Source organism: Pseudomonas sp. FSL W7-0098 (assembly GCF_005930585.1).
In the GTDB taxonomy this organism is placed as follows: Bacteria; Pseudomonadota; Gammaproteobacteria; order Pseudomonadales; family Pseudomonadaceae; genus Aquipseudomonas; species Aquipseudomonas bubulae.
Genome location: NZ_RXHW01000004.1, coordinates 419853 through 446406 on the forward strand (window position 1 = coordinate 419853; position 26554 = coordinate 446406).

General features: G+C 57.6%; 25 protein-coding genes. 12 read left to right on the forward strand and 13 right to left on the reverse strand.

Translation table 11 applies throughout. The features are described from left to right. Window positions 1-151 precede the first annotated feature (151 nt). The 3 genes from FHL07_RS10125 (at window position 152) to FHL07_RS10135 (ending at window position 3133) form a co-directional block, all read left to right on the forward strand. Window positions 152-1687, forward strand: a complete 1536-nt coding sequence (locus FHL07_RS10125) for a putative bifunctional diguanylate cyclase/phosphodiesterase (RefSeq protein ID WP_095024793.1) — start codon at window positions 152-154, stop codon at window positions 1685-1687. Between the two features lie 157 nt (window positions 1688-1844). Continuing rightward, on the forward strand, window positions 1845-2711 hold the full coding sequence (hexR, locus tag FHL07_RS10130; protein ID WP_094999545.1) for a transcriptional regulator HexR: 867 nt from the start codon (window positions 1845-1847) through the stop codon (window positions 2709-2711). Window positions 2712-2920: 209 nt separating this feature from the next. Further along, complete coding sequence (locus tag FHL07_RS10135; RefSeq protein ID WP_094999544.1) at window positions 2921-3133, forward strand: PA3496 family putative envelope integrity protein; 213 nt, start codon at window positions 2921-2923, stop codon at window positions 3131-3133. Here FHL07_RS10135 and FHL07_RS10140 read toward each other — a convergent pair. Further along, window positions 3075-4037 carry a LysR family transcriptional regulator gene (locus FHL07_RS10140; RefSeq protein WP_094999543.1) on the reverse strand — a complete coding sequence of 321 codons (963 nt, stop codon included), beginning with the start codon at window positions 4035-4037 and terminating at the stop codon, window positions 3075-3077. The genes FHL07_RS10135 and FHL07_RS10140 overlap by 59 nt on opposite strands. 190 nt (window positions 4038-4227) lie before the next feature. Here FHL07_RS10140 and FHL07_RS10145 point away from each other — a divergent pair, with 190 nt between their 5' ends. After that, window positions 4228-5643, forward strand: a complete 1416-nt coding sequence (locus tag FHL07_RS10145) for an acetyl-CoA carboxylase biotin carboxylase subunit (protein WP_016782925.1) — start codon at window positions 4228-4230, stop codon at window positions 5641-5643. A gap of 11 nt (window positions 5644-5654) precedes the next feature. After that, window positions 5655-7463 carry a sodium-extruding oxaloacetate decarboxylase subunit alpha gene (oadA, locus tag FHL07_RS10150; RefSeq protein ID WP_094999542.1) on the forward strand — a complete coding sequence of 603 codons (1809 nt, stop codon included), beginning with the start codon at window positions 5655-5657 and terminating at the stop codon, window positions 7461-7463. Window positions 7464-7805: 342 nt separating this feature from the next. Here oadA and FHL07_RS10155 read toward each other — a convergent pair whose 3' ends face one another. The 3 genes from FHL07_RS10155 to FHL07_RS10165 are packed head-to-tail and all read right to left on the reverse strand — an operon-like array spanning window position 7806 to window position 9586. Continuing rightward, on the reverse strand, window positions 7806-8486 hold the full coding sequence (locus tag FHL07_RS10155) for a GNAT family N-acetyltransferase (protein ID WP_095020584.1): 681 nt from the start codon (window positions 8484-8486) through the stop codon (window positions 7806-7808). 14 nt (window positions 8487-8500) lie between these two features. Then, window positions 8501-8950 (reverse strand): GNAT family N-acetyltransferase, encoded by a 450-nt coding sequence (locus FHL07_RS10160; protein WP_094999540.1) that lies wholly within the window; start codon window positions 8948-8950, stop codon window positions 8501-8503. 6 nt (window positions 8951-8956) lie between these two features. Continuing rightward, window positions 8957-9586 carry an FMN-binding negative transcriptional regulator gene (locus tag FHL07_RS10165; RefSeq protein WP_138738430.1) on the reverse strand — a complete coding sequence of 210 codons (630 nt, stop codon included), beginning with the start codon at window positions 9584-9586 and terminating at the stop codon, window positions 8957-8959. 89 nt (window positions 9587-9675) lie between these two features. Between FHL07_RS10165 and pdxR the strand changes: the two genes are divergently transcribed. Next, the gene (gene pdxR, locus FHL07_RS10170; RefSeq protein WP_138738431.1) at window positions 9676-11232 is read left to right on the forward strand and encodes a MocR-like pyridoxine biosynthesis transcription factor PdxR; all 1557 of its coding nucleotides are present in this window, start codon (window positions 9676-9678) and stop codon (window positions 11230-11232) included. A 102-nt stretch (window positions 11233-11334) separates the two neighbouring features. On the opposite strand, the gene FHL07_RS10175 is transcribed toward pdxR, so the two are convergent. From FHL07_RS10175 to aspA, 5 genes are all read right to left on the reverse strand, one after another. Continuing rightward, window positions 11335-12366, reverse strand: coding sequence for a histone deacetylase family protein (locus FHL07_RS10175; protein ID WP_095020581.1), 1032 nt, complete (start codon window positions 12364-12366; stop codon window positions 11335-11337). 140 nt (window positions 12367-12506) lie between these two features. Continuing rightward, a complete protein-coding gene (locus FHL07_RS10180) occupies window positions 12507-13499 on the reverse strand; it encodes an AraC family transcriptional regulator (protein ID WP_094999536.1) in 993 nt (330 codons plus the stop codon). Window positions 13500-13679: 180 nt separating this feature from the next. Beyond that, window positions 13680-14684: an asparaginase gene (locus tag FHL07_RS10185; protein WP_094999535.1), complete on the reverse strand. Its 1005-nt coding sequence runs from the start codon at window positions 14682-14684 to the stop codon at window positions 13680-13682. Between the two features lie 56 nt (window positions 14685-14740). Continuing rightward, entirely contained in the window at window positions 14741-16162 is a 1422-nt protein-coding gene (locus tag FHL07_RS10190) for an alanine/glycine:cation symporter family protein (RefSeq protein WP_094999534.1), read from the reverse strand. A gap of 496 nt (window positions 16163-16658) precedes the next feature. Continuing rightward, window positions 16659-18083 (reverse strand): aspartate ammonia-lyase, encoded by a 1425-nt coding sequence (aspA, locus tag FHL07_RS10195; protein ID WP_094999533.1) that lies wholly within the window; start codon window positions 18081-18083, stop codon window positions 16659-16661. Window positions 18084-18263: 180 nt separating this feature from the next. Between aspA and FHL07_RS10200 the strand changes: the two genes are divergently transcribed. Next, window positions 18264-19169, forward strand: coding sequence for a LysR substrate-binding domain-containing protein (locus FHL07_RS10200; RefSeq protein ID WP_095017945.1), 906 nt, complete (start codon window positions 18264-18266; stop codon window positions 19167-19169). 30 nt (window positions 19170-19199) lie between these two features. Here FHL07_RS10200 and FHL07_RS10205 read toward each other — a convergent pair whose 3' ends face one another. Further along, window positions 19200-19796, reverse strand: a complete 597-nt coding sequence (locus FHL07_RS10205) for a hypothetical protein (protein ID WP_095017946.1) — start codon at window positions 19794-19796, stop codon at window positions 19200-19202. Between the two features lie 51 nt (window positions 19797-19847). Then, complete coding sequence (locus FHL07_RS10210; RefSeq protein WP_095017947.1) at window positions 19848-20402, reverse strand: reprolysin-like metallopeptidase; 555 nt, start codon at window positions 20400-20402, stop codon at window positions 19848-19850. Between the two features lie 415 nt (window positions 20403-20817). On the opposite strand from FHL07_RS10210, the gene purE reads away from it, so the two are divergent. The 4 genes from purE to FHL07_RS10230 all read left to right on the forward strand — a co-directional run bounded on the left by purE (window position 20818) and on the right by FHL07_RS10230 (window position 23379). Beyond that, window positions 20818-21309: a 5-(carboxyamino)imidazole ribonucleotide mutase gene (purE, locus tag FHL07_RS10215; protein ID WP_016782937.1), complete on the forward strand. Its 492-nt coding sequence runs from the start codon at window positions 20818-20820 to the stop codon at window positions 21307-21309. 11 nt (window positions 21310-21320) lie between these two features. Continuing rightward, window positions 21321-22406 (forward strand): 5-(carboxyamino)imidazole ribonucleotide synthase, encoded by a 1086-nt coding sequence (locus FHL07_RS10220; RefSeq protein WP_094999530.1) that lies wholly within the window; start codon window positions 21321-21323, stop codon window positions 22404-22406. A gap of 106 nt (window positions 22407-22512) precedes the next feature. After that, window positions 22513-22761: a GlsB/YeaQ/YmgE family stress response membrane protein gene (locus FHL07_RS10225; protein ID WP_016782939.1), complete on the forward strand. Its 249-nt coding sequence runs from the start codon at window positions 22513-22515 to the stop codon at window positions 22759-22761. Between the two features lie 81 nt (window positions 22762-22842). Beyond that, the gene (locus FHL07_RS10230; protein WP_138738432.1) at window positions 22843-23379 is read left to right on the forward strand and encodes a DUF3299 domain-containing protein; all 537 of its coding nucleotides are present in this window, start codon (window positions 22843-22845) and stop codon (window positions 23377-23379) included. 81 nt (window positions 23380-23460) lie between these two features. Here the strand turns inward: FHL07_RS10230 and FHL07_RS10235 are convergent, their stop codons facing one another. Then, on the reverse strand, window positions 23461-24360 hold the full coding sequence (locus tag FHL07_RS10235) for a D-hexose-6-phosphate mutarotase (protein ID WP_095017948.1): 900 nt from the start codon (window positions 24358-24360) through the stop codon (window positions 23461-23463). Between the two features lie 22 nt (window positions 24361-24382). Beyond that, the gene (locus FHL07_RS10240) at window positions 24383-24784 is read right to left on the reverse strand and encodes an acyl-CoA thioesterase (RefSeq protein ID WP_003438129.1); all 402 of its coding nucleotides are present in this window, start codon (window positions 24782-24784) and stop codon (window positions 24383-24385) included. Between the two features lie 373 nt (window positions 24785-25157). Between FHL07_RS10240 and FHL07_RS10245 the strand changes: the two genes are divergently transcribed. Next, window positions 25158-26447 (forward strand): MFS transporter, encoded by a 1290-nt coding sequence (locus tag FHL07_RS10245; RefSeq protein ID WP_094999527.1) that lies wholly within the window; start codon window positions 25158-25160, stop codon window positions 26445-26447. Window positions 26448-26554 lie beyond the last annotated feature (107 nt).

Consider the following 26554-nt stretch of genomic DNA (forward strand, 5'->3'; position numbering starts at 1 on the left):
TGGCCGCCTTGGGCTGAGCGGTCTAAAAGCCGGACAATAAATGTGCCTGGCTGATTTCATCCATTTAATAGCGCCTGTGCGTTTGGTCACGGGCATTGCTTGTGTATGCTCGGGCGACTTTTTGGCTCATCTACTGATAAGAATTTCGCCGATGGTTCAGAGTTTAAATTCGCCGGGTATTTTTTTCGGCATAGGCATCGGTTTTTTCCTGCTGGCGGGCGGCCTAGGATGGCAGGTCAAGCGGATCAGGCAACGGCGCATGGTGCGCCGCTTGCGGCATCAAGGTTTGCGCGAAGATTTGCAGCAAGCGAATGTCCGTAGTGAGCAACTCAATACCGAGCTTGCCTATGAGGTCGAGCAGCGCCGTTTGAGCGAAGCTCGGGTGCGCCACCTGACCCGTTTTGATGAGCTGACCGGGCTGGCCAACCGCCTTCTGTTCAAGGAACGCCTGGAGGAGGCTAGCCAGCGTGTACGCCAGGGCTCGTGCAACCTGACGTTGCTGCACATCAATCTCGATCGTTTCAAATTGCTCAATGACAATTTCGGGCATGAGCTGGCGGACCATGTGCTGCAAAAAATGGCCGAACGCATCACCAAGGCCTTGCCTGAGGCCGACACCATTGCGCGCCTGTCGGGTGATGAATTTGCAGTGCTGTTTGATGCCTATAACAGCCTGACCAGCCTGGCGCGGGTCGCGACCCGGCTGCTGGACAAGCTCGGTCGGCCGCTGGTGGTGGATGGCCATGAGCTGGTCATCAGTGTGTCAATGGGCATCAGCATGTTGCCCGACAGCGCGCGCGATATTGCCAGCCTGGTCCATCAGGCCAACAAGGCCATGCAGCAGGCCAAGCACCTGGGCGGCGGCAGGTTTCAGTTCTACAGTGACAGCCTGCATGGCAGCTCCCTTGAACGGCTGCAGCTGGAAAACCAACTGCGCAAAGCCATTAGCGAACGCCAGCTCAACGTGTTCTATCAACCCAAGCTGTGCCTGGCCACAGGGCGTCTGCACGCCGCCGAAGCGTTGGTGCGCTGGGATCACCCGCAACTGGGTAATGTGCCGCCAGGCAACTTTATTGTCCTTGCCGAAGAGACCGGCCTGATCAGCGCCATCGGTGAATTTGTACTGCGCGAAGCCTGCCGGCAAGCGTGTGAATGGCAACGAGCAGGGCTGGCGCCAATACGGGTATCGGTGAACTTGTCGGGGCATCAGTTGCGCCAGGGCAAGCTGGTCAGCCTGGTGCGCCAGGTACTTGAAGAAACCGGGCTGGCGCCGCACTGCCTGGAACTGGAACTGACAGAAAGCCAGTTGCTCGACAATGTTGAATACGTCATCGCTACCTTCCAGCAATTGCATGAACTGGGGGTGAAGCTGGCAATCGATGATTTTGGCACCGGCTATTCATCGCTCAGTTACCTCAAGCGATTTGCGGTGGATTACGTAAAAATCGATAAAACGTTTATTCACGGCGTGGGCCGTTGCAGCGAAGACGAGGCCATCACCCTCGCAATTATTGCCATGGCCCACAGTCTGGGCCTTAAAGTGGTGGCAGAAGGCGTTGAAAACGAGGCGCAGCTGGCATTTCTCAAGACTCGCCAGTGCGACGAAGTGCAGGGCTATTTGATCAGTCGTCCGATAAACGCAGTGCAATTCAGCGATTTACTGCGTAACGGTGTAGTGGTCTTGTAGTGCCAAAAAGGGCTACATGGCCCTCAAGCGGCTTGAATCAAGGGAGATAACTGGATAGTTGATGGCGTATTGGCTGGGCAGAAAACGAATTCTTGTAGTATAACTACAAGATTGCTACATCCCCGGCGCCCGCCGCTTACAGACCGAGTCCTGCCCTTTGAACCTGCTGCAACATATTGCCCAGTCACGCCACCTGTTACGTAAATCGGAACTCAAGGTCGCCGATCACGTGCTGCTTGATCCTGCGGCTGTAATGCACAGTTCCATGGCCGACCTTGCCCACAGTGTCGGAATCAGCGAGCCGACCATCGTGCGTTTTTGCCGGGCGATAGGCTGTTCCGGGTTTCAGGACCTGAAGCTCAAGCTGGCGCAAAGCCTGGCGGCCGGTGCCAGTTTTGGTCAGTTCGCGATCCATGAAGACGATTCGGTAGCGGACTACAGCCTGAAAATTTTCGACACCACGCTGCATACCTTGATGGACGTGCGCGAGAAGCTCGATCCGATAGCGCTGCAGCGTGCCGTGACGGCCATGTCGCAAGCGCAGCGTGTCGAGTTTTATGGGTTTGGTGCCTCGGGCGCGGTTGCGGCGGATGCCCAGCACAAGTTTTTCCGTCTGTTGCTGACCGCGGCGGCCTATTCCGACCCGCATATGCAAGCGATGTCGGCCGTGACCTTGAAGCCTACCGACGTGGCGATCTGCATTTCCCAGTCGGGCCGTTCCAAAGACTTGCTGATCACCGCCAACCTGGTGCGTGAAAGCGGCGCGACCCTGATTACCTTGTGCCCGAGCCAGACGCCGCTGGCGGAGCTGGCAACCGTCAATCTGGCGATCGATGTGCATGAAGACACCGAAATCTATACCCCGCTGACCTCGCGTATTGCCCACCTGGTAGTGATTGACGTGTTGGCAATGGGTGTTGCCATGGCCCGAGGCCCGAGCCTGGTCAACCACCTCAAGAGCGTCAAGCGCAGCCTGCGCAGCTTGCGTCTGTCGCCTAAATCACTGAAAAGCCACGAAGATTAAAAGCGCACAACATCTTCTGTGGGAGCGGGCTTGCTCGCGATAGGGAATGCCGCCGTGTGACAGACACACCGCAGCGCCTGAATCGCGAGCAAGCCCGCTCCCACGCAGAGCTCACATTCAGCGTTCATCCCCCTGTCATCCCACCTTCGCCAAGTCGTCATAAACAACGTGCATCGTAAAGCTCCCGTACACGCCTTGGGAGACTCGAAATGGCTCAGCCTTACGAAGAACGCAATAGCGCCGTCAAAACCCGCCGTCAGCAAGAAGACCAGCGCCGCATGGCCTTCCGTCGCGCGATTGAAGACCATACGAGCCAGCGCCAACTGCGTCTGGAAACCTCTGACTACCCTGACCTGGGGTCGATCAACTACTGGCAGTCTGCGTCGGCAAGTGACCGTCGAAGCGCTCAACCAACGCGCTGATTTGCAGGCGCTCACTGCGAATAAACCCCAGAAATGCATGCGCCACCGGTGACAGGCGCTTGGCCTTGGCCTGCACCACGCACCAGCTGCGATACAGCGGCAACTCCTCGACCGGCAGTTCGCACAGCAGGCCGGTCGCCAGTTCCAGGCTGACGGCGTGGCGGGTCAATAACGCCACGCCCAACCCGGCTACCGCGCACTCGCGCTGCGACTCGTTGGACGACACTTCCAGCGTCTGATTGAAGTGCACGCGCTTTTCCTTGAAATACTCCTCACACGCCATGCGCGTGCCCGAACCCTGCTCGCGCATCAGCAAGGTATAAGGCTCCAGATCCTGCAAATGCAGCGGACCCCGGTTGCACAACGGATGATCAGCGGGAGCCACGGCCACAATCGGGTTGTTCAGAAACGGCAAGAATTCCAGGCCCATGTCCTGCGGCACCATCGACATGATCACCAGATCATCGCGGTTATCTGACAGCCGACGAACGGCCTGCGCCCGGTTGACCACCGTCAGTTGCAAATTGACTTCCGGATGCTGGCGCTTGAAGGCCGCAAACAGATGCGGCACAAAATATTTCGCGCTCGACTCTACGGCCAGTTTCAACTGGCCTTGCAATGACCCGAGCATGTCGGAAAGTTGCATGTCGAGGTTTTCCAGCCGGCCGAAAATATCCCGACTGGCCAACTGAAGCGCTTCAGCGGCTTCGGTCATGTACAGCTTTTTGCCGACGTACTCGAACAATGGTTGGCCAACCAGCTCTTCAAGCTGACGAATTTGTAGACTTACGGCGGGTTGCGTCAGCGACATTTCTTCTGCTGCGCGGCTGTAAGAACGCAAATCACAGACTTCGTTAAACACCTGTAATTGGCGAAAAGTGATACGCATCAATGACTTACGCATTTTTATAAAATTATCCGAAGCGACAAGTGATCTGACTATAAGTTGTTACTTATGCACGACCCAAGAATTATTGATTTTTGTTTATCACTGCGTGGGTCTAGTGTGACGACACAACGGTTCAGACACATTTGGACACGTGCCGACCTGGTCTAGCAGGTCGTTTGTTCCATAGGCTTTAGGGAAAATCCAAGTGATAAAAAAGATCCTGATCGCCAACCGCGGAGAAATCGCCGTCCGCATCGTGCGTGCCTGCGCCGAGATGGGGATTCGCTCTGTAGCGGTCTATTCCGAAGCTGATCGGCATGCCTTGCACGTCAAGCGCGCCGACGAAGCACACAATATCGGCGAAGACCCGCTGGCCGGTTATTTGAATCCGCGCAAGCTGGTGAACCTGGCGGTTGAAACCGGTTGTGATGCTCTGCATCCCGGTTACGGTTTTTTGTCAGAAAACGCTGAGTTGGCTGATATCTGCGCCGAGCGCGGGATCAAGTTCATCGGTCCGGCCGCTGAAGTCATTCGCCGTATGGGCGACAAGACTGAAGCGCGTCGCAGCATGATCAAGGCCGGTGTGCCAGTCACGCCGGGCACTGAAGGCAACGTTGCCGACATCCACGAAGCCTTGATTGAAGGCGAACGCATTGGCTACCCGGTGATGCTCAAGGCCACCTCGGGTGGTGGCGGTCGCGGCATTCGTCGCTGCAACAGCCGTGAAGAACTCGAGCAAGCCTTCCCGCGGGTGATCTCGGAAGCGACCAAGGCCTTTGGTTCGGCCGAAGTGTTCCTCGAAAAATGCATCGTCAACCCCAAGCATATCGAGGCGCAAATTCTCGGCGACAGCTTTGGCAACGTGGTGCATCTGTTTGAGCGCGACTGCTCGATCCAGCGTCGCAACCAAAAGCTGATCGAAATCGCCCCGAGCCCGCAGCTGACCCCGGAACAGCGTGCCTATATCGGCGACCTGTCTGTGCGCGCAGCCAAGGCCGTGGGTTACGAGAACGCCGGTACCGTGGAGTTCCTGCTCGCCGAGGGCGAGGTGTACTTCATGGAGATGAACACTCGGGTGCAGGTGGAGCACACCATCACCGAAGAAATTACCGGCATCGACATTGTTCGTGAACAGATTCGTATCGCCTCTGGCCTGCCGCTCTCGATCAAGCAGGAAGACGTGCAGCATCGCGGCTTTGCCCTGCAGTTCCGGATCAACGCCGAAGACCCGAAAAACAACTTCCTGCCCAGTTTCGGCAAGATCACCCGTTACTACGCGCCCGGCGGCCCCGGTGTACGTACCGACACGGCGATCTACACCGGCTATACCATCCCGCCGTATTACGACTCCATGTGTCTGAAACTGGTGGTGTGGGCCCTGACCTGGGAAGAAGCGATGGACCGTGGTTTGCGCGCCCTCGACGACATGCGTCTGCAAGGGGTCAAAACCACCGCCGCGTATTACCAGGAAATCCTGCGTAACCCGGAATTCCGTAGTGGCCAGTTCAACACCAGCTTCGTAGAAAGCCACCCTGAGCTGACCAACTACTCGATCAAGCGCAAACCCGAAGAGTTGGCCCTGGCCATCGCTGCCGCCATCGCCGCCCACGCAGGCCTGTGAGGAAAAGAATAATGAGCAAGAAGATTTTCGTAACTGACACCATCCTGCGTGACGCCCACCAGTCGCTGCTGGCCACCCGCATGCGCACTGAAGACATGCTGCCGATCTGCGACAAGCTCGACAAAGTCGGCTACTGGTCGCTTGAAGTCTGGGGCGGCGCGACCTTTGATGCCTGCGTGCGTTTCCTCAAGGAAGATCCGTGGGAGCGTCTGCGCCAACTGCGTGCCGCCTTGCCCAACACGCGTCTGCAAATGTTGCTGCGCGGCCAGAACCTGCTGGGCTATCGCCATTACAGCGACGACGTGGTCAAAGCCTTCGTCGCCAAAGCAGCAGTCAACGGTATCGACGTGTTCCGCATCTTCGACGCCATGAACGACGTGCGTAACCTGCGTGTGGCCATCGAGGCGGTCAAAGCTGCCGGCAAGCATGCCCAGGGCACCATCGCCTATACCACCAGTCCGGTACATACCACCGAGGCGTTTGTGGCGCAGGCCAAGCAGATGGAAGCCATGGGCTGCGACTCGGTCGCCATCAAAGACATGGCTGGCCTGCTGACGCCGTACGCCACGGGCGAACTGGTCAAGGCGCTGAAAGCCGAAATCACTCTGCCGATCTTTATTCACTCCCATGACACCGCCGGTCTGGCTGCCATGTGCCAGCTCAAGGCTATCGAGAATGGCGCAGACCACATTGATACCGCGATCTCCAGCTTTGCGTGGGGCACCAGCCACCCGGGCACCGAGTCGATGGTTGCCGCGCTCAAAGGCAGTGAATACGACACCGGTCTCGATCTGTCGCTGCTGCAGGAAATTGGTATGTACTTCTACGCAGTGCGTAAGAAGTATCACCAGTTTGAAAGCGAATTCACCGCTGTTGATACCCGTGTTCAGGTTAACCAGGTGCCGGGCGGGATGATTTCCAACCTTGCCAACCAGCTCAAAGAGCAGGGTGCGCTGAACCGCATGAGCGAAGTGCTGGCCGAAATCCCGCGTGTGCGTGAAGACCTCGGTTACCCGCCGCTGGTAACACCGACGTCGCAAATTGTGGGTACTCAGGCATTCTTCAACGTATTGGCGGGTGAGCGTTACAAAACCATCACCAACGAAGTGAAGCTCTACCTGCAAGGCGGCTACGGCAAGGCGCCGGGCGTGGTCAACGAGCAACTGCGTCGTCAGGCCATTGGCAACGAAGAGCTGATCGACGTACGCCCTGCGGACCTGCTAAAGCCCGAAATGGTCAAGCTGCGTGCTGAAATTGGTGCCCTGGCCCAGTCGGAAGAAGACGTACTGACCTTCGCCATGTTCCCGGATATCGGTCGCAAGTTCCTTGAGGAGCGCGCTGCAGGCACTCTGACCCCAGAAGTGCTGCTGCCTATCCCTGAGGCTGGCGGTGTCACCAAGGCGAGCGGTGAGGGCGTGCCGACCGAGTTCGTGATCGACGTGCACGGTGAGAGCTATCGCGTTGACATCACCGGTGTGGGCGTCAAGGCTGAAGGCAAGCGTCACTTCTACCTGTCCATCGATGGCATGCCGGAAGAGGTGGTGTTCGAACCCCTCAACGAATTTGTTGGTGGCACCTCAAGCAAGCGCAAGCAGGCCAGCGAGCCAGGCCATGTGAGCACGGCAATGCCAGGCAACATCGTTGATGTACTGGTCGCTGTAGGCGATGTGGTCAAGGCGGGTCAGTCGGTACTGATCACCGAAGCGATGAAAATGGAAACTGAAGTCCAGGCCGGCATCGCAGGCAAAATCGTCACCATCCATGTAATCAAGGGCGATCGCGTTAATCCGGGTGAAATTCTGATCGAAATCGAAGCCTGATACTGTCTTTGATGTAAACGCTTTAAACCTCGGGGGGGGCATGTGCTCCCCTTTTTTTTGCTCTTGAATTGAGGCTTTTTCGCAGGTTCGATTCAAGGAGTCTGGCGACGACAAGGCTGGAAAAGCGCCTGTAGCGCCTAGCAAGTAGGGCGAGGTGTGGTGTGCCCGTACGAGGCGTTAGACATAGGTCGCTGAGCCATGGTGTTTCAGGTGCATCGCGCTGCTACGAGTGTTTGCGCTTCTCCCTGTGCAACAGGGGTATCAAGCGGTCGCGTAGCGCAAATGTGTTTATTCCAAGCACAAAAACGCCCAGCAGTCCTTGCTGGGCGTATTGATCAAATTTTATACAGCTGTGGCTCTGCATTCTTCCAGGGTCTTTATTTGGCCGCTTTCTGGTTGGTTATCCAATGCCAGCCATTTTTCGAACCCTGCCGCTAGTGGGGGCCATTCCGTACTAATAATGCTGTACCACGTGGTATCACGGTTTTTGCCTTTAACCACCATATGCTGGCGGAAAACGCCTTCGTATGTGTACCCCAATCGTACGGCGGTACGCTTCGATCTTGCGTTATCGTTGTTGCACTTCCATTCCAGACGCCGGTTGCCCAGGGCGAAGGCTTCCTTGGCGAGCAGGTAGACCGCCTCCGTGCTTTTCGGTGAGCGTTGCATGGGTGCGCCAAAGGCGACGTGGCCGATCTCGATACGCCCGTGCTCCGGGACGATGCACATCAGGCTAAGCAAGCCTTGTGCCTCACCGCTGGGCTTGTCGATAACGGCATAGAAATGTGGATCACGGCTATCGGCATGCTTTTGCAGCCAAGCGTCAAAGGTCGGACGCTCGTTAAATGGACCGTAGGGCAGGTAGTCCCACAGCTTGGGATCGGCCTGCGGCCCTTGTAAGGCTAGCCATAGTTCATCGCCATGACGTTCGGGGTCGAGCTTTTCCAGACGAATGAATCGCCCTTCGAGGGTGCGGGTATCCGGGGTTTTAGCCGCCAGCCAACGTTCTAGAGAGTCGGGCATTGCGCGTTCCTTATTTATGACAAGGTTTTGCGAAACTGGATAAAGCCGGGGCGCTCGCCAATGCGCTCATACAACTGAATAGCCGTGGCGTTGGTTTCCTGGGTGAGCCAATGCACTTTGCAGCAGTCCTTGGCGCGGGCGGCTGCGTATACATGCTCGATTAACTGACGACCCACCCCCTTGCCGCGCACATCGGGACTGACAAACAGGTCTTGAAGATAGCAGGCGTCTTTGATGCTCCAGTTGGTGCGGTGATAAACGCACTGCACCATGCCCACCGCTTTGTCGTCTTGCCAGGCCAGGGCCAGGGTGGTCGGTTCTGCCGGGTCGAGAAAACGCGCCCAAGTGGATTGGCTGATTTCGTCGGATAGCTCGGTTTTGTAGAAGCGCAAGTAAGCTTGCCAAAGTGGTAGCCACTGTTCGCGATCGGTGGCGGTGGCAGTTTTGATCTGGATTTGAGCCATTTTCAGTTATTCCTTAACCATTAAATGAGCGAGTGCGTGGTCTTGCGGGTTGGGGTTGGCCAGCAGGCCCTGGCGCACACCAGCCTGGTCGCGGGCGTCGCGGTTCTGGCTGAGTTTGCGTTTGCCTTGCAGGCGGGTGATAGGCAGGCGAAAGCCCACAATGGCCTTGAGCATGCTGTCGACATAGTCGGCGGGGGCGTCGCTGACAGCCCAGGGCGCGGGGCGATTGGCTTCATGCCTGTCGCTCAGGCGGCTGACCAGTGCCAGCAAACGTTCGGCATCATCGAACACCTCGGCCATGCCATAAGCGTGTACGGCCAGGTAATTCCAGGTGGGTACGGCTTTTCCGTGGTCGGCCTTGCCTGGGTAAAAGGTCGGGCTGATATAGGTCTGTTCGCCGGCAAAGATCACCAGTGCTTCCGTGCCTTGGGCCAGGTCCTGCCAGTGTGGATTGGCCCGGGCCAGGTGCCCGTACAATGTGCCGCACGGGCCTTCGTCGGGGTTCAACAGCATAGGCACATGACTGGCGAGCAGGCCCTGGCTGGCATGTGTGACCAGTACGGGCAGGGGGGAGGCCTGCATCTGCTGGTGCAGGATTTTAATGTCGTCTACGGCGAAGGCGCGGGGTACGTACATGGAAATTATCCTTGGCGATTGGCTTTATCCTAGGCAGGCTATTGGTTGGTTGTAAGAGCCATTAATGGTCAATTTCATAGGTCCAATCCATGAAGGATTCAGTTCTTTCCATCGCCTTCAACCCCGCCGGGATCGAGCTTGATCCCAAAAAGGGTCTGAGCCGCCAGCTGTATCTGGCATTGCGCCAACGTGTGCTGGATGGTCGTTTGAATGGCGGCTCGCGCTTGCCCGCCAGCCGTGACATGGCCGGTGCCTTGGGGATTTCCCGCAATAGTGTGATGCGGGCCTATGACCAGTTGTATGCCGAAGGATTTATTGAGGGGAGAGTTGGGGGCGGTACTTATGTGGCCAAATTGCCAGAAAAAGCCCTGCCGCTAAAAAAGTTGTCCACCAACTTATCCACAGGCTTTTCAACAGGCTTATCCCCAGGGTTATCCACAAAACAGCCTGAAATACCTGTAATTACATCCAGTAAAGTTATCCACAGCACGGCTCTGAGCAGGGTTGCAACCCATGCATTGGACCTGCCACCCAGTGGTGTTCCCCGCGCATTTCGGGTGGGTGTTCCGGCGTTCGACTTATTCCCTTTCGAGGTATGGAGCAAGCTGCAGGCGGCTTTTTGGCGTAAGCCGGAGTTGCAGCATCTGTGCTACGGCGATCCTGCAGGTGATGAGCGTCTGCGTGCATTGATTGCGGCTTATTTGCGTACTTCACGAGGTTTATCGTGTACGGCTGAGCAAATTTTGATCACCAGTGGCGCGCAGCAAGGAATTAGCCTTTGTGCACAGCTGCTGGTGGAGCCGGGCGAAGGGGTGGCTGTGGAAAACCCCGGCTATCGCGCAGCTGCCTATGCCTTTGCGATTGCCGGGGCGAATGTGCAGGGCGTGGCGGTGGATCAGGACGGTATGGACTGTTCGGCGCTGGCGCATTTGAGCAACTGCCGGCTGGCCTATGTCACGCCCTCCCATCAATACCCCAGCGGGGTCACCATGAGCCTGGCCCGGCGCCTGGAACTGCTGGCCTGGGCCGAGCGTACAGAGGGCTGGATTGTCGAAGACGACTACGATGGCGAGTACCGCTATAGCGGTGCGCCGCTGGCCCCGCTGGCGGCATTGGACCGCAGCGGGCGGGTGATTTATGTCGGTACTTTCGGCAAGGTGGCGTTTCCGGCGTTGCGCCTGGGGTATCTGGTGCTGCCAAAGGGGCTGATCGAGCCGTTTGCCCGCCGGCGCTCGCTGGATATGCGCCATTCGGAGGTCGGCACTCAGGCGGTGATGGCCGAGTTTATGGCGGCGGGGCATTTTCAGCGGCATATACGGCGGATGCGTCGCGCGGCTTTGAGTCGCCGTGATGTATTGCTGGCCAACTGGCCACAGGGGTTGGCGGAGGTTGGGGCCATGCCGGGTATCGCGGCGGGCTTGCATGTGGCGGTGCCGGTGGCGAGTTTGGCTCGTGAGCAGCAACTGCTGGCGCAGGCCCGGGCAGTGGACGTGGAGATCAACGGGCTGAGCAGTTATTGGTTACAGGATTCGAGTGAGCCTGTGGATAACCGCGCGGGATTGGTGTTGGGGTTTGCAGCGGTACCCGAAGTGGAGATCAAGGCGGCGCTGGAGCGGCTGGGCAAGGTGTGGAATGGCAGCCGTTGAACCTGTGGGAGCGGGCTTGCTCGCGAGGGGGGCACCGCATTAATTCAGACAGACCGCACCGGCTGAATTGCGAGCAAGCCCGCTCCCACAGGAAGGGCTTGATCATTGCGCGCTTTCAAACCCCTCCAGCACATTCACCGCATTCACGCCGATTTCCTCTACGGCGTAACCACCTTCCATCACAAATAGTGTCGGTTTGCCCAGCCGCGCAATACGCTCACCCATGCGCAGGTAGTCCGGGCTGTCGAGTTTGAATTGGGAAATCGGGTCGTTCTTGAATGTATCCACACCCAGCGAAACCACGATTACGCCAGCGTCATAGCGCTCGATTTCAGCGCAGGCCAATTCCAGCGCCGCGCTCCAGCGATCCCAGGCCGAACCCGCAGCCAGCGGGTAGTTGAAGTTAAAGCCTTCCCCGGGCCCTTCGCCCAGTTCATCTTCATACCCTAAAAAGAACGGAAACTCGGCCTCAGGATGGCCGTGAATCGAGGTAAACAGCACGTCGTTACGTTCATAGAAAATCGACTGCGTACCATTACCGTGATGGTAATCAACGTCGAGGATAGCCACCTTGCTGTGGCCTTGATCGAGAAAGGCCTGGGCTGCTATGGCGGCGTTATTCAGGTAGCAGTAACCGCCCATCAAGTCGCTGGCGGCGTGATGCCCCGGTGGCCGGCAAAGTGCGAAAGCACTGTGGGCGCCGTTTTGAATTTCGGCTTGGGCAGTCAGGGCTACTTGCGCTGCACTGTAGGCCGCTTGCCATGTGCCCGCAGTAATCGGCGCTCCGCCGTCGAAGCTGTAATAGCCAAGTTGGCCATGCAGGCTGGTGGGCAGAACGGCACGTAAAGTACGGGCAGGCCAGGTATAAGGCAGCAAGTCACCGTCGCGGCCATGTTGGGCCCAGCGGTCCCAGGCACCCTGGAAAAAGTCCAGGTAGGCCGCACTGTGAATCCGCTCGATAGGCCCGCGGCCGAAGTCTTGCGGGGCGCTCACTGGGCCGAGTTCACGGGTTTGTACACGTTGCAAAATATGGTCGGCCCGTGATGGCATTTCAAAGCAGGGCAACAGTTGCCCGTCCATCAACTCACAACGGCCATGATGCAGGTGGTGATCGTCCGAATAGATCGTCAGCATTGTCTTGTTCTCCCAGGGCATGAGCGGTTGGCTACAGTCTTGCGGCGCCGGGGGTTTGAGAGAACGGCAGGAGCGGCCAAAAGGAGATGTATGTGGCCAAAATGGTTGACCGTAATTGGCCCCTGCCTATCCCCTCTGAATCAGGCCCGGAACTGGCTGGGTGCAACCCCGCTCCAGCGCACGAAGGCATGGCGGAAGCTCGCGGTTTCACTGAAACCCAGGGTCTCGGCAATCTTGTAAATGGGCCATTCGGTTTCGTTGAGCAGCAGCTTGGCGCGCTCAAAACGCAGGTCATCGAGCAGCGTCTGGTAGCTGCAACCCATATCGTGCAAGTGGCGGCGCAGGGTGCGCGGCGAGCAGTTCATGTGCTCGGCCAGCCCTTCGAGGCCGGGGGCTGCATGCAGTTGTGCGGCCAGCAACTGGCGGATGCGTTCCAGCCAGGTTTGTCTCCCGGTGAACTCCAGATTCTGTTTGCGGCAACGCTCGGCCATCGCTTGATGGGTCACCGCATCGGCCAGTGGCAAAGGCTGGTCGAGCCATCGCTTGGCGAAGGCGAAAGCATTGCTGTCGGCATCGAACTGACGCGGGCAATCGAAGCTTTGCCCGTAGCTGGCGTGGTAGTCGGGTGCGCTGTGGATAAAGCGTGCACCCAATAGCGGCAGCGATTGGCCTAGCAAGTCTTCGCATATAACCTTGAGCGAAACCAGGCATAGCTCGGTATTGAACACCGCCATTTGCGGGCTCTCGGCATAGCCATTGGCACAGAACCGGACCTGTTCGCCCTCGACCTCCAGGCTCAGCTCAAAAAGTGTTCCCAGCAGCGCCGGGTAGCGTAAAGCTAGACGCAATGCGTCACCTAAGGTGGCACTGGTGAGTAGGGCGTAACCGAGTATGCCGTAGGACGACACATGCATGCGTCGCCCTAGTTCAAGGCCGATTTCGCGGCGCAGAGCCACGGCATTGGCGCACACGCGCATTTCCTGATTGGTGGTGATGCGAGTGTCTGCACGGCTCAGGTCCGCCGCCCGAATGCCGCTGCCGGCCAGCAGCATCTCGCTGGGCAAGCCTTCTGCGTTGAAGGTGCTGAGCACCAGGGATACGGCGTTGAGCGTTGTGAGATGGGAGTGGAGCATGCTCGTTTCCTGCCTGGGAGGTGCAGGAAGCGAGCAAGTTGTGTGCCGGGGGATGTACACCGAACCTGTAGCCGCTGCCGCAGGCTGCGATAAGGGCCGCAGGACCTTCAATCAAGGCGGGTCTGGTGCACAGTCCATCACAGCCTGCTAGAGCGGCTACATAGGCCGGGTTATGGGCTTTTAGGCCAGCTCCCCGCACACATCCAGTTCGATCAGGCGGCGCACCTCGGCCAGCGGCAGGTCAGCGCCAAGCAAGGCATGCAGTTTGCCGAACACGGCCTCGCGGGTCATTCCGCCACCTGACAGCACACCCGCCTCACGCAAGCGGCTGCCAGCTTCGTACACGTCCAGTTCTACACCGCCTTCATGGCATTGGGTAATGGCCACGATCACAATGCCATTTTCCTGTGCCCGTTGCAGACTGGCGAGAAAGTCCGGGTTGTCGCCAGGGCCGGTGCCACTGCCGAAACACTCCAGTACCAGGGCTTCGATCCCGCTGTTGAGCAAGGCATCGAGCTGGGCGGCGCCAATCCCTGGCACCAGTGGCAGCACGCCTACGCTGGCCTGGTGTTTGGGGTAGCTGTAGGCCAGTTCTGCCGGGAGGGTGCTGGCCCTGGTCCCGCCGCCGTTGCGTGTCAGCGTCACAAACGGGTTACGGCCAAAGCTGCGCACTTTGGCGCAGCGAGTTGGAGCCATCAGCTTGCCGTGGAAGTACAACTGCACGCCGTTAGGCTGGCCCTGGCCCAGCGCCTGCAAGGCACCGCTGATGTTTTCCCAGGCATCGCTGTCAGGTACGCCCGCTGGCAGCATGGAGCCGGTGAAGAGTACCGGTGCAGGCAAGCCCAGCAGTTGAAAGCACATCGCCGCAGCGCTGTAGGCCAGCGTGTCAGTGCCATGTAGGACCAGTACAGCATCGCAGCCATCCTGCTCGACCGCTTCGATGATCGCGCTGCGCAGGCGTAGCCAGTAGGCAGGCGTCATGTTGGCGCTGTCGATCAGCGGGCTCATTTCGCGAAAGGCCCATTGCGGTACTTGCAGCTGCGGTTGGCTGGCCAGGTGCTCGCGCATGCGTGCCTCAAAACCCGAGGCTGGTGCCAGACCGCTGGCGCTGGCCTGCATGCCGATGGTGCCGCCGGTGTAGAGCACCATGACGTGTTGGCAGGTGTGATGAGTGGCTGCGGTCATTATTGAGTCTCCATAAGCAAAAACGCGGCGGTTCTGGAGAACCGCCGCGTCAAGTATCAGCGTTTTGTTTCGTCGACCTGGGCGGCCGGCTTTGGCGGCCAGGCCTTTAGATCGAGATCCAGATCCGGGAATTTACTGGAATCGAAGACAGGTGTCTTGATCCCCGCGCGGCGCTGGTCATCGTAGTCCTTGAGCACGCGCATGCAGATCTTGAACAGCATCGCCAGCGCAACCAGGTTAACGAAGGCGAGCATGGTCATGGCAATGTCGGCGAAAGCGAAAACCGTTTGCAGGTTTTCGATCGACCCCCAAAAGATCAGCACCAGTACCAGTGCGCGATAACCCATCAGTGCTTTGCGGCTCTCTCCAACCAAAAAGCGCAGGTTGTTCTCGCCCAGGTAGTAGTTGTAGAGCATCGAGGTGAATACGAACAGCGCCAGGGCCACGCTGATAAAGACACGACCCCATTCGCCGACCACGGCTGCCAGGGAGTTCTGGGTCAGGGCAATGCCGTCGCCTTCAAAACCTGGGGTGTAGAAGCCCGACAACAGAATCAGCAAAGCCGTACAGGTGCAGATCACAAAGGTGTCGAGGAATACGCTGAATGCCTGCACCACGCCTTGGGCGATCGGGTGCTCAACATCGGCCACGGCAGCCACGTTCGGGGCGCTGCCCAGACCGGCTTCGTTGGCGAAGACGCCACGTTTGACGCCCATCACGATTGCACTGCCGATCAGGCCACCGAACACAGGGTCCAGGCCGAAGGCGCTCTTGACGATATGGCCCAGCATGGCGGGTACGTGGTCGAACTGCAGTACGATCACATACAGGGTGACCGCAATATAGGCCAGGGTCTTGACCGGTACCAGCAGGTCGGCTACCGAAGCGATACGCTTGATCCCGCCGATAAACACCAGGCCCAGCAGGATGGCGATGGCCAGCCCCGAGTAGTTGACCTTGAAGCCGAAGGCGTCTTGCAGCGAGTGGGTCACGGCATGGGCTTGCAGGCCCATGAAGGCAAAACCGAAGGTGATCAGCAACAGCACGGCCATCAGTTTGCCCATCCACACTTTGCCCAGGCCGTACTTCATATAGAAGGACGGGCCGCCGCGCAGTTGGCCTTCCGAATCACGACGCTTGTACAGCTGGCCCAGGGAGCATTCGATCAGGCTGCTGGACATGCCGACCAGGGCGGTCACCCACATCCAGAACACGGCACCGGGGCCACCCAGGGTAACGGCAATACCGACACCGGCAATGTTGCCCGCGCCGACACGGCCGGCCAGGCTCAGCATCAATGCCTGAAATGAGCTCAGCTCACCGGCGCTGCTGCGCAGGCTGTCCTTGAAAACCGAAAACATGTGCAGAAAGTAACGAAACTGAACGAAACGCGAGCGGATCGTGAAGTAGCCACCGAGCCCGACCATGAGCACGATTAGCACTTTCCCTGAGAGGAAGTCATTGATGACTTCAAGCATGGATTATTCCTCGCTGTTTTTATCTGATGGCAACACGGCCGGATCGAAATATCGCGTTACACCTGCTTGAGCAAGGCATAAACGTAGGCGATCAATGTGACCCTGGCCATGTTGCTGCTTGGTTTACGATGCTGTTTCCGTGCTGACGATGGCCGCTGGTGCTGGGGCCGGGCACAGGAAGAGGGGCGGCACTATACCTAGGAGCGCAGGAAGCGTCTGCATAAGTGACTGAATTTTCATGTGTGAGTTGTCCGATATGGCTTTGTTTATTGTCAAATTGCCCTCACCCCAGCCCTCTCCCTGAGGGTGAAAGGGCTCGATTTGTGGCGTTAATCTGATCTGCTTTTGCCTTTAGTCTTCTCTCCCTCTGGGAGAGGGGGGAGGGGTTTCAAAATCCCAGGGCCAAAAAAAAGGGCCTGCAGACGTATCTGCAAGCCCTCAAAAGGTGAGAGGTGTCTAGTCCCTCGACCTGGTGAGCGTTGAGCGTGTTACAGCATCAGGCCTTGAGTGGCACCAGACGCGGAGCAATCATGTTTTCCGGGCGCAGGATGTCGTCGAGCATGGCGTCGTCGAGCAAGCCTTCTTCGCGCACCAGTTCCAGTACGCCGCGGCCGCTTTCAAGAGCGATACGGGCGATACGGGTGGCGTTTTCATAACCGATGTACGGGTTAAGTGCAGTCACCAGACCAATCGAGTGCTCGACCAGTTCACGGCAGCGCGCTTCGTTGGCCGTGATGCCGGTGATGCAGTGTTCGCGCAGCATGTCCATGGCGCGTTGCAGCAGACGAATCGAGTCGAAGATCTTGAACGCGATCAGCGGCTCCATAACGTTCAGTTGCAGCTGGCCACCTTCGGCAGCGATGGTCAGGGCCAGGTCGTTACCGATGATCTGGAATGCCACCTGGTTCACGGCTTCCGGGATAACCGGGTTGACCTTGCCTGGCATGATCGAACTGCCTGGCTGACGTGCTGGCAGGTTGATTTCGTTGATGCCGGTACGTGGGCCGCTGGACAGCAGGCGCAAGTCGTTGCAGATCTTCGACAGCTTGACCGCGGTACGCTTGAGCATGCCGGAGAACAGTACGAAGGCGCCCATGTCGGAGGTGGCTTCGATCAGGTCGGCCGCCGGTACCAGCGGGTGACCGCTGATGGTGGCCAGGCGGTTCACGGCCAGCATCTGGTAACGCGGGTCGGCGTTGATGCCGGTACCGATGGCGGTGCCACCCAGGTTCACTTCAGTCAGCAGCTCTGGCGCCAGGGTTTTCAGGCGAGCCAGGTCTTCACTCAATGTAGTGGCGAAAGCGCGGAACTCTTGACCCAGGGTCATTGGCACGGCGTCTTGCAGCTGGGTACGGCCCATTTTCAGGACGTGGCTGAACTCGGCGCCTTTGGCTGCGAACGACTGGATCAGGCTGTCGAGGCTGGCCAGCAGTGCGTCGTGACCCAACAACAAGCCCAGACGAATGGCCGTCGGGTAGGCGTCGTTGGTCGACTGCGCCATGTTGACGTCGTTGTTCGGGTGCAGGTATTGGTATTCGCCTTTCTGATGGCCCATGGCCTCCAGCGCGATGTTGGCGATCACTTCGTTGGCATTCATGTTGGTTGAAGTGCCAGCGCCGCCTTGAATCATGTCCACCACGAACTCTTCGTGGAAATCGCCGCGGATCAGGCGTGCACACGCTTCGCTGATGGCAGCGTGCTTGGCGTCGCTCAGATGACCCAACTCGCGGTTGGCGTCAGCAGCGGCCTGTTTAACCATGGCCAGGCCCACAACCAGCTTCGGGTAATGCGAGATCGGAACGCCGGAGAGACGGAAGTTGTTCACCGCTCGCAGGGTCTGGATGCCGTAATACGCTTGAGCGGGTACTTCGAGTACGCCAAGCAGGTCTTTTTCGGTACGGAAAGATGCAGCGGAGGACATGATAGAAATCATCTCGATATGAACCCGGTCTGGGCCGGAACGCTGCGAATCCTAGGCCTGCAGACTATTTTGGGCCAATGCCTTTAAACACTAACCTATGCATAAACGGCATAATAGCGACGTGACGCGGCAGGCGCGTCGAGCGTGTGACCCATTTTGGTGCGCGTCCGGGAGGACTCGATGAATCTCGAAAGTAAATGGTTAGAGGACTTCAGTGCCCTGGCTGCTACCCGCAGTTTTTCCCAGGCAGCAGAGCGCCGTTTCGTCACTCAGCCGGCCTTTAGTCGGCGAATTCGCAGCCTTGAAGCGGCGCTTGGGCTGACCTTGGTGAATCGTTCCCGCACCCCGGTGGAGTTGACTGCGGCCGGTCAACTGTTTTTGGTTACCGCACGTACGGTCGTCGAACAGTTGGGTGAGGTGCTGCGTCACCTTCATCACCTCGAAGGCGGGCAGGGTGAGGTCATGCAAGTGGCTGCCGCTCACTCCCTGGCCCTGGGTTTTTTCCCGCGCTGGATCGCCCAGTTGCGCAATGAAGGGCTGAACATCGCGACACGACTGGTTGCGACTAACGTCGGAGACGCGGTGCATGCTTTGCGCGAAGGTGGCTGCGATTTGATGCTGGCTTTTTACGATCCGGATGCGGCCTTGCAGATGGATCCGGAAATTTTCCCGTCCCTGCACCTGGGTAATACCGAAATGCTGCCGGTATGCGCGGCCGATGCCGACGGCAAGCCGTTGTTCGATCTGGAAGGCGATGTCAGCGTGCCGCTACTGGCCTATAGCGCTGGCGCATTTCTGGGCCGCTCGGTGAATTTGCTGCTGCGCCAGCGCAGCCTGCGCTTTACCACTATTTATGAGACCGCGATGGCCGACAGCCTTAAAAGCATGGCGCTTGAAGGGTTGGGCATCGCCTGGGTGCCGCATTTGAGCGTGCGTGCCGAGCTGGCGCGGGGCGAGCTGGTGGTGTGCGGTGGCCCGCAATGGCATGTGCCGCTGGAGATTCGCCTGTACCGCTGTGCCCTGGTGCGCAAGGCCAACGTACGGTTGTTGTGGCGAAAACTGGAAAGTGGAACTCAACCCGAGTGAATGCGTTTTTTGTTATTTTTGTTATGGGTTTTAAGGGGCTTTTTTTAGGTGCTGCTTTATGTTGGCGTAATTTTCACTGCTAAAGCTGAAGATAGAGCAAGCACCCTCCACGCGGCCCGTTGCCATAAAGGTTGCACAGTGAGAAGGATCATTACGTTCGGGCTCACGATACAAGGCAACATCTTCATGGGTAGCGCCGAGGCAGTGCCCTATTTCATGGGCCACCACCGTTCGTCCAAGTGTCGTGGCGATAGCGATGTTGGCCTCTGGAATAGCCATGCCCTCCACCCCCATTGAGGGCATGAGGAGTCCATCAATCAGGATCAGGTATAAATCGGCAGGTTTTCCGGCCCGCCGATGTTCAGCCATGTATGCAGCAAAGACGGCTTTAATGGCCGTGCTCAGTGCTTCAATAACCGGCTCAATATCCAGACGGTTATCTGAGAAGGACAGGTAGTCAAAATTTGTGATGTCGGGAATATCCCGCAGAAATACAACGTTAACCGAACGGCCAGTCATCGTTGATAGCTGGGGCGTAAAAATATCGAAAAATAAATATTTTAGGTGGCGATCGTTTTTCTGAAGAACAGTGTCATGAACAAATGTATATATATTGATCGGTCGCATTTTTAGCCTTCATTCAGGTGATGACTGATAAGTCTGTTAGAAATTCCGGTCTTAGGGGGCATCACTTAAGAATGCGCTTATGTTGTTTCTGTTTTCCGGCGTGAAACGGTAACAATTACTTCGAAAAGTTGAAGCGTTGGGAAACATGAACGTTTCACATACGCTTCCCCATGGATTGTGGCCGAGTGCTGCATTGTTGTGGGATGCATTGAAACTGTGGCCTACTTCATGGGCGATCACTTGATAGTGTTTAAGGCTGGCAATGACGGCGGGTTGCCCGGGGTAGGCGCAACCCAGGGTGGTTTCGTTGAGCGGGGAGTGCGTAACCAGAATGTAGCGTTCGGTTTTACCCCACTTTAACCCGTGTTGGTTTTTGTATCGGATGGCCGCCAATTCCCATCTATGAAGAACGTCGTCTATGGACTGGCTTTTATAGTTGAAGTCAGTCATGCCCTGCACGTTACGTATGTCCTTGAATATAAAAGATCGCTTTGTAATTGCCGTGATTTCGTCGGTAAACTCTTTGAAGTATGCACGCCCCAATGTGTTGATGGCACGGTGCGGGACATCGTTGTGGATAAAAATATAAAGTGTGATCGGTTGCATGGGAAATATCCTTTTAATAAAGAGCCTGCAATCCTTGCAGGACTGTTTACGTTTTTGCTGTTACCGGTTTGAATTTAAGTGAAGACGTTAATTCCAGGTTTCGCCGTGGCTGGAATTCGTCGAGTTATGTCGTTTCTATCTCTGTGCAATGTAGGCGTGGCACCTGATGATCAGAGGCCGTAGCCGAGGAGGCGTGTTTTGACCTGAAGGTCAATAAAACCGGGGTATTCGGGATTGTCCGATGTGCAAGACAGATGGTCGTCAAAGGTGCTTTCAAGGCACATGTTTGGGGTATACTGCGCGGCCTTCGGCTGGCTTGACCGGCCTTAATTCCTATAACAAGCCACGTCGGATCCTCCACGTGGCTTGTTGTTTTTTGACGCGCCTGCGGGCGCCCAAGAGAAGAGGCGCGACGATGAGTGCACTGGTAGGCGTGATCATGGGCTCCAAGTCCGATTGGTCCACCCTCAGCCACACCGCCGATATGCTGGAAAAACTCGGCATTCCTTACGAAGTGAAAGTGGTCTCTGCCCACCGCACTCCGGATCTGCTGTTCCAGTATGCCGAAGAGGCCGAAGGCCGCGGGATCGAGGTCATCATCGCGGGTGCCGGTGGCGCAGCCCACCTGCCAGGCATGTGTGCAGCCAAAACCCATTTGCCAGTACTCGGTGTACCGGTCCAGTCGGCCATGCTGTCGGGCGTAGACTCGCTGCTGTCGATCGTGCAAATGCCGGCGGGCATCCCGGTTGCAACCCTGGCCATCGGCAAAGCGGGCGCGATCAACGCTGCCCTGTTGTCGGCGAGCATCCTGGGCGCCAAGCATCCGCAGTTCCATACCGTTTTGAAAGCATTCCGTGCTGAACAGACAGACAGCGTGCTGGACAATCCAGACCCGCGCGTAGCCTGAGGTTTCTGACGATGAAAATCGGTGTAATCGGTGGCGGTCAATTGGGCCGCATGCTGGCTCTGGCGGGCACTCCGCTGGGGATGAACTTCGCTTTCCTGGATCCGGCTCCTGATGCCTGTGCCGCCTCGCTGGGTGAGCACCTGCGTGCGGACTACAGCGACCCGGACCATTTGCGCCAGTTGGCTGACGAAGTCGACCTGGTGACGTTCGAGTTCGAAAGCGTTCCCGCTGAAACCGTGGCTTTCCTGTCGCAATTCGTCCCGGTATACCCGAGCGCCGAAGCGTTGCGCATTGCCCGCGATCGCTGGTTCGAAAAGAGCATGTTCAAGGATCTGGGCATTCCGACGCCGGCATTTGCCGACATCCAGTCCCAGGCTGATCTGGACGCAGCAGTGGCCACCATTGGCCTGCCTGCCGTGCTCAAGACCCGCACCCTGGGTTATGACGGCAAGGGCCAGAAAGTGCTGCGCACCCCTGCCGATGTCGTGGATACGTTTGCTGAACTGGGCAGTGTGGCGTGCCTGCTGGAAGGGTTTGTGCCGTTCACCGGCGAAGTGTCGCTGATTGCCGTACGCGGCCGTGATGGCGAAACGAAGTTCTACCCATTGGTACACAACACTCACGACAGCGGCATTCTCAAGCTGTCGGTTGCCAGTACCGATCACCCGTTGCAAGCCCTGGCTGAAGACTACTCCAGCCGTGTGCTCAAGCAGCTGGATTACGTTGGGGTGATGGCATTCGAATTCTTTGAAGTCGACGGTGGCCTCAAGGCCAACGAAATCGCCCCGCGTGTCCATAACTCCGGGCATTGGACCACCGAAGGTGCCGAGTGCAGCCAGTTCGAAAACCACTTGCGCGCCATCGCCGGCCTGCCGCTGGGTTCGACAGCCAAAGTGGGTGAAAGCGCCATGCTCAACTTCATCGGCAGCGTGCCGCCGGTTGAGAAGGTGATTGCGATTGCTGATTGCCATCTGCATCACTATGGCAAGGCGTTCAAGGTCGGCCGCAAAGTCGGTCACGCCAACCTGCGCTGCGCTGACATGGCGACGTTGCAAGCGCAAATCCTCAAGGTTGAAGCCCTGATCGACGAAGCGTAAATCGCTTTGTACGGAACCATTGGGTTGTCGCTGCTCTCTGATGGCGTGATGCCAAAGTGCTGACTAGGCTTTGGTTGTAACGCCATTTAATTTTGAGGGAGCGTCCATGGGCATCATCGGAACCATTTTTATCGGCTTGATCGTTGGCCTGCTGGCTCGTTTCCTGAAACCGGGTGACGACAGCATGGGCTGGATCATGACCATCCTGCTGGGTATCGGCGGCTCGCTGGCGGCTACCTATGGTGGTCAGGCGATTGGTATCTACAAGGCAGGCGAGGGTGCCGGCTTTATAGGTGCCGTGGTGGGTGCCGTGATCTTGCTGGTGATCTACGGCCTGGTGTCGAAAAAGTCCTGATTAAACGCTTTGGCTCTCTCTGCGCCAGCCGCAGAGAGGGTTAAACTGCGCGCGTTCAATCCTTCTTTTATCGAGCCTTGCATGCGCCGTCTTCTACTGACTTTTCTTTTGCTGGGTTCAGGCCTGCCACATGCGGCAGAGTTGCCCGAAACCGACTGGCTTGAACTGATGCCCAAGTCGGATCAAATAGCCCTTGAGCAAATGCCCGAAATTGACCATGACTCGCCCGAGGCCAATGGTACGTTTACCGACAAGGGTGGTTTGAAGCAGAGCAAGGGCCTGCCCGCGGTGATGTACTCCAGCAAGACAGTGGCCAGCATGAACGGCAAAAATATCCGTTTGGGTGGCTACCCCGTGCCTCTGGAAACAGACGCCAAGGGTCGCAGCACGCTGTTTTTCCTGGTGCCGTACCCGGGCGCCTGCATTCATGTGCCGCCTCCGCCGCCCAATCAGTTGGTATTGGTGCGCTATCCAAAAGGCTTGAAGCTGGATGATATCTACACGCCGCTGTGGGTGATGGGCTCGCTGAAGGTCGAGAAGGTCAGCAATGACCTGGCCGATGCGGCCTATGCGCTGGATGCGAGCAAGGTGCGGGTAGTGGTTGAGGAAGACTTGTAGGGATCAGACCAATTGTGGGAGCGAGCCTGCTCGCGAAAACACACTTCGCGAGCAGGCTCGCTCCCACAGGTTTTGGTTGTATCAGGTTTTCAGGCGCTCGCTGCCAATACTCACACTCAGCGTATGGCTGGCGCCCGGCTCCAGGGTGATGATGTCATCCATCACATTGGCGGTTTCGATGCACAGCATGCGCTGCCAGCCATCTGCGGCCATATCGCCGAGCGTGGCGGTCTTGTCGATCCAGGGATTCCAGATTACCGCCGAGCGCGAGCCGCGGCTGGTCAGCTCGAGCGTGCGCGACCAGTCCGGGTCGACGATGCTCAACTGCTGCGGGGTATCGAGGTAGATACGATCGGTTTCGCCGCTGAAGGTCAAATCGCCCGCTTGCGCAACACGTTTCCAGTCGTCGAGTGTGTCGATGTAGGTCAGGCCGTCGACTCCTTTGACCTCAACCTTGCGCACGTCGCTGACCGCAAAGTAGCTGTGCAGGGCCTGGCTGATGCTCACCGGGATGCTGCTGCGGTTATGGCTGGTGAGGCTGATATGCAGTTGGCTGTCGAGGCGGATGTTCAGGGTCAGCGCCACGTCGTGGGGCCAGCCGGGCAGGCCGCCTTCGATGTGGGGCAAGCCCAGCGCTATATGCAGCGCCTCACCGGCGTCATCGATCTCCAGCACTTCCCATTCGCGCGTACGTACCAGGCCGTGGGCCGTGGCGGGTTCATCGCTGTGGCGCATGGCCTGCACGCTTTGCGGGTTGAGTGCCAGGTTGCCAAACCAGGGCCAGCACACCGGCACGCCCGTGCGGATGCCATGGCCTTGCTTGAATTGGGCTTTTTCGTTGAGCCAGATGATCGGCGGCTCATCACCTACCTGATAACTGAGAACCTGCGCGCCCTGTTTGGCGACCAGCAGTTGGGCCTGGCCATGCTGGAAGTGCCAGCACTCCAGTTCATCCAGGGTGACTGACTCAATGTGGTGCATGGCAGGTTCTCTATTTATAGGTTTAACGACGTGGCGGAACGGAGCGGGTGCGGCCGCTGCCATCGATGGCGACAAAGACAAAGACCGCTTCGGTCACTTTACGCCATTCGCTGGACAACGGGTCGTCACTCCACACTTCAACCATCATCTGGATCGAGCTGCGGCCGATCTCAAGTGCCTGGGTGTAGAACGACAATTGTGCGCCCACGGCCACGGGTACCAGAAATGCCATACGATCAATAGCGACAGTGGCTACACGGCCACCGGCAACCTTGCTGGCCATTGCGGTACCGGCCAGGTCCATTTGAGAGACCAGCCAGCCGCCAAAAATATCGCCGAAACCATTGGTCTCGCGCGGCAGGGCGGTGATTTGCAAGGCCAGATCGCCTTGCGGAATTGGATCTTCTTGTTCGAGCTCTAGCATGCCTAAGGGCCTCTGACCCGTGATTCATCATAAGTACTGCGGGTGAAAAAGCGTCTTTAGAAAAACGATTCAGCCCGAACATACTACGTTCGTCACGTTCTTCATAAGCCGCACCAAGGGGAAACTCTGCGAAATCGGCTGAAGTGGCCAGCGGACGTTTTCGCACAGCAACCTCAGAAGTTACCAAGTGTTTCTTACAGCATGAGTATATCGGGGGACAGCCTGGCCGACGACCTCCTGATTCTGCTTTTTGGGTGCGCTGCACGTCTAGCTCTGTGCTTTTGTAAACAATTTGTTATCTTTCAAAACCTGCCCAGCCCCTGCCGGCGAAGTTGCAGCTTTTTGCCGTGCCTAATAAGAGAAGCAATACCCCATGATCACAGAGCCTTCCAGTGCTGCACCGCCTTCGCGGCCGTTAACCCGTAATGACTATAAAACCTTGTCGCTGTCTGCCTTGGGTGGTGCGCTGGAGTTTTACGATTTCATTATTTTTGTATTTTTTGCCACCGTGGTCGGGAAACTGTTCTTTCCGGCGGACATGCCCGAGTGGCTACGTCTGATGCAAACCTTCGGTATTTTCGCTGCGGGTTATCTGGCGCGTCCTTTGGGCGGCATTGTCATGGCGCACTTTGGTGATTTGCTGGGGCGCAAAAAGATGTTCACGTTGAGCATCTTCATGATGGCTGTACCGACTTTGATCATGGGCTTGCTGCCGACCTATGCGCAGATTGGCATGTGGGCACCGATTCTGTTGCTGCTGATGCGCGTGATCCAGGGCGCGGCCATTGGTGGTGAAGTGCCCGGGGCCTGGGTGTTCGTGGCCGAGCATGTGCCGCCACGGCATGTGGGCTACGCCTGCGGCACCCTGACCTGCGGGTTGACCGCGGGCATCTTGCTGGGTTCCCTGATGGCCACGGCGATCAATACGATCTATACGCCGGCTGAAGTGTCTGACTTTGCCTGGCGGATTCCATTCCTGATGGGCGGCGTGTTCGGCCTGTTCTCGGTGTACCTGCGTCGCTGGTTGCACGAGACACCGGTATTTGCCGAGTTGCAGCTGCGCAAGGCGCTGGCTGCGGAAGTCCCGCTCAAGACCGTGCTGCGCGACCATCGCGGGGCGATTGTGGTCTCGATGCTGCTGACCTGGTTACTGTCTGCCGGGATCATCGTGGTCATTCTGATGACGCCCACGGTGCTGCAAACCATTTATGGTTTTTCAGCGACCACCTCGTTGCAAGCCAATAGCCTGGCGATCGTCTTTTTGAGTTTGGGCTGTATCGCCTCGGGCGCCCTGGCCGACCGCTTTGGTGCGGGCAAGGTGTTTGTGGTGGGTTGCGCCGGGTTGCTGATCACGTCGTGGACCTTCTATCACAGCCTGCTGCAGCATCCGGACTGGCTGTTCCCGCTGTATTCCCTGAGCGGTCTGTTTGTCGGCACCATCGGTGCCGTCCCTTATGTGATGGTTAAAGCTTTTCCGCCAGTGGTGCGTTTCAGTGGCCTGTCGTTTTCCTACAACCTGGCCTACGCCATCTTTGGCGGTCTGACCCCAATGGCCGTGACCCTGTTGCTCAAGGAAAGCCCGATGGGGCCGGCGTATTACGTGGCCATTATCTGCACGATGGGCCTGGTGGTCGGTGCTTATTTGTGGAAAAAGGGCCGCTGAGACATCGCTCAGTGGCCATGACACTTCGCTAGCCTCTCCCCGAAGGCCATCATTTGTAACGAATGATGGCCTTTCATCTAATTGTCACAATCGGTTCATAGAGTAGT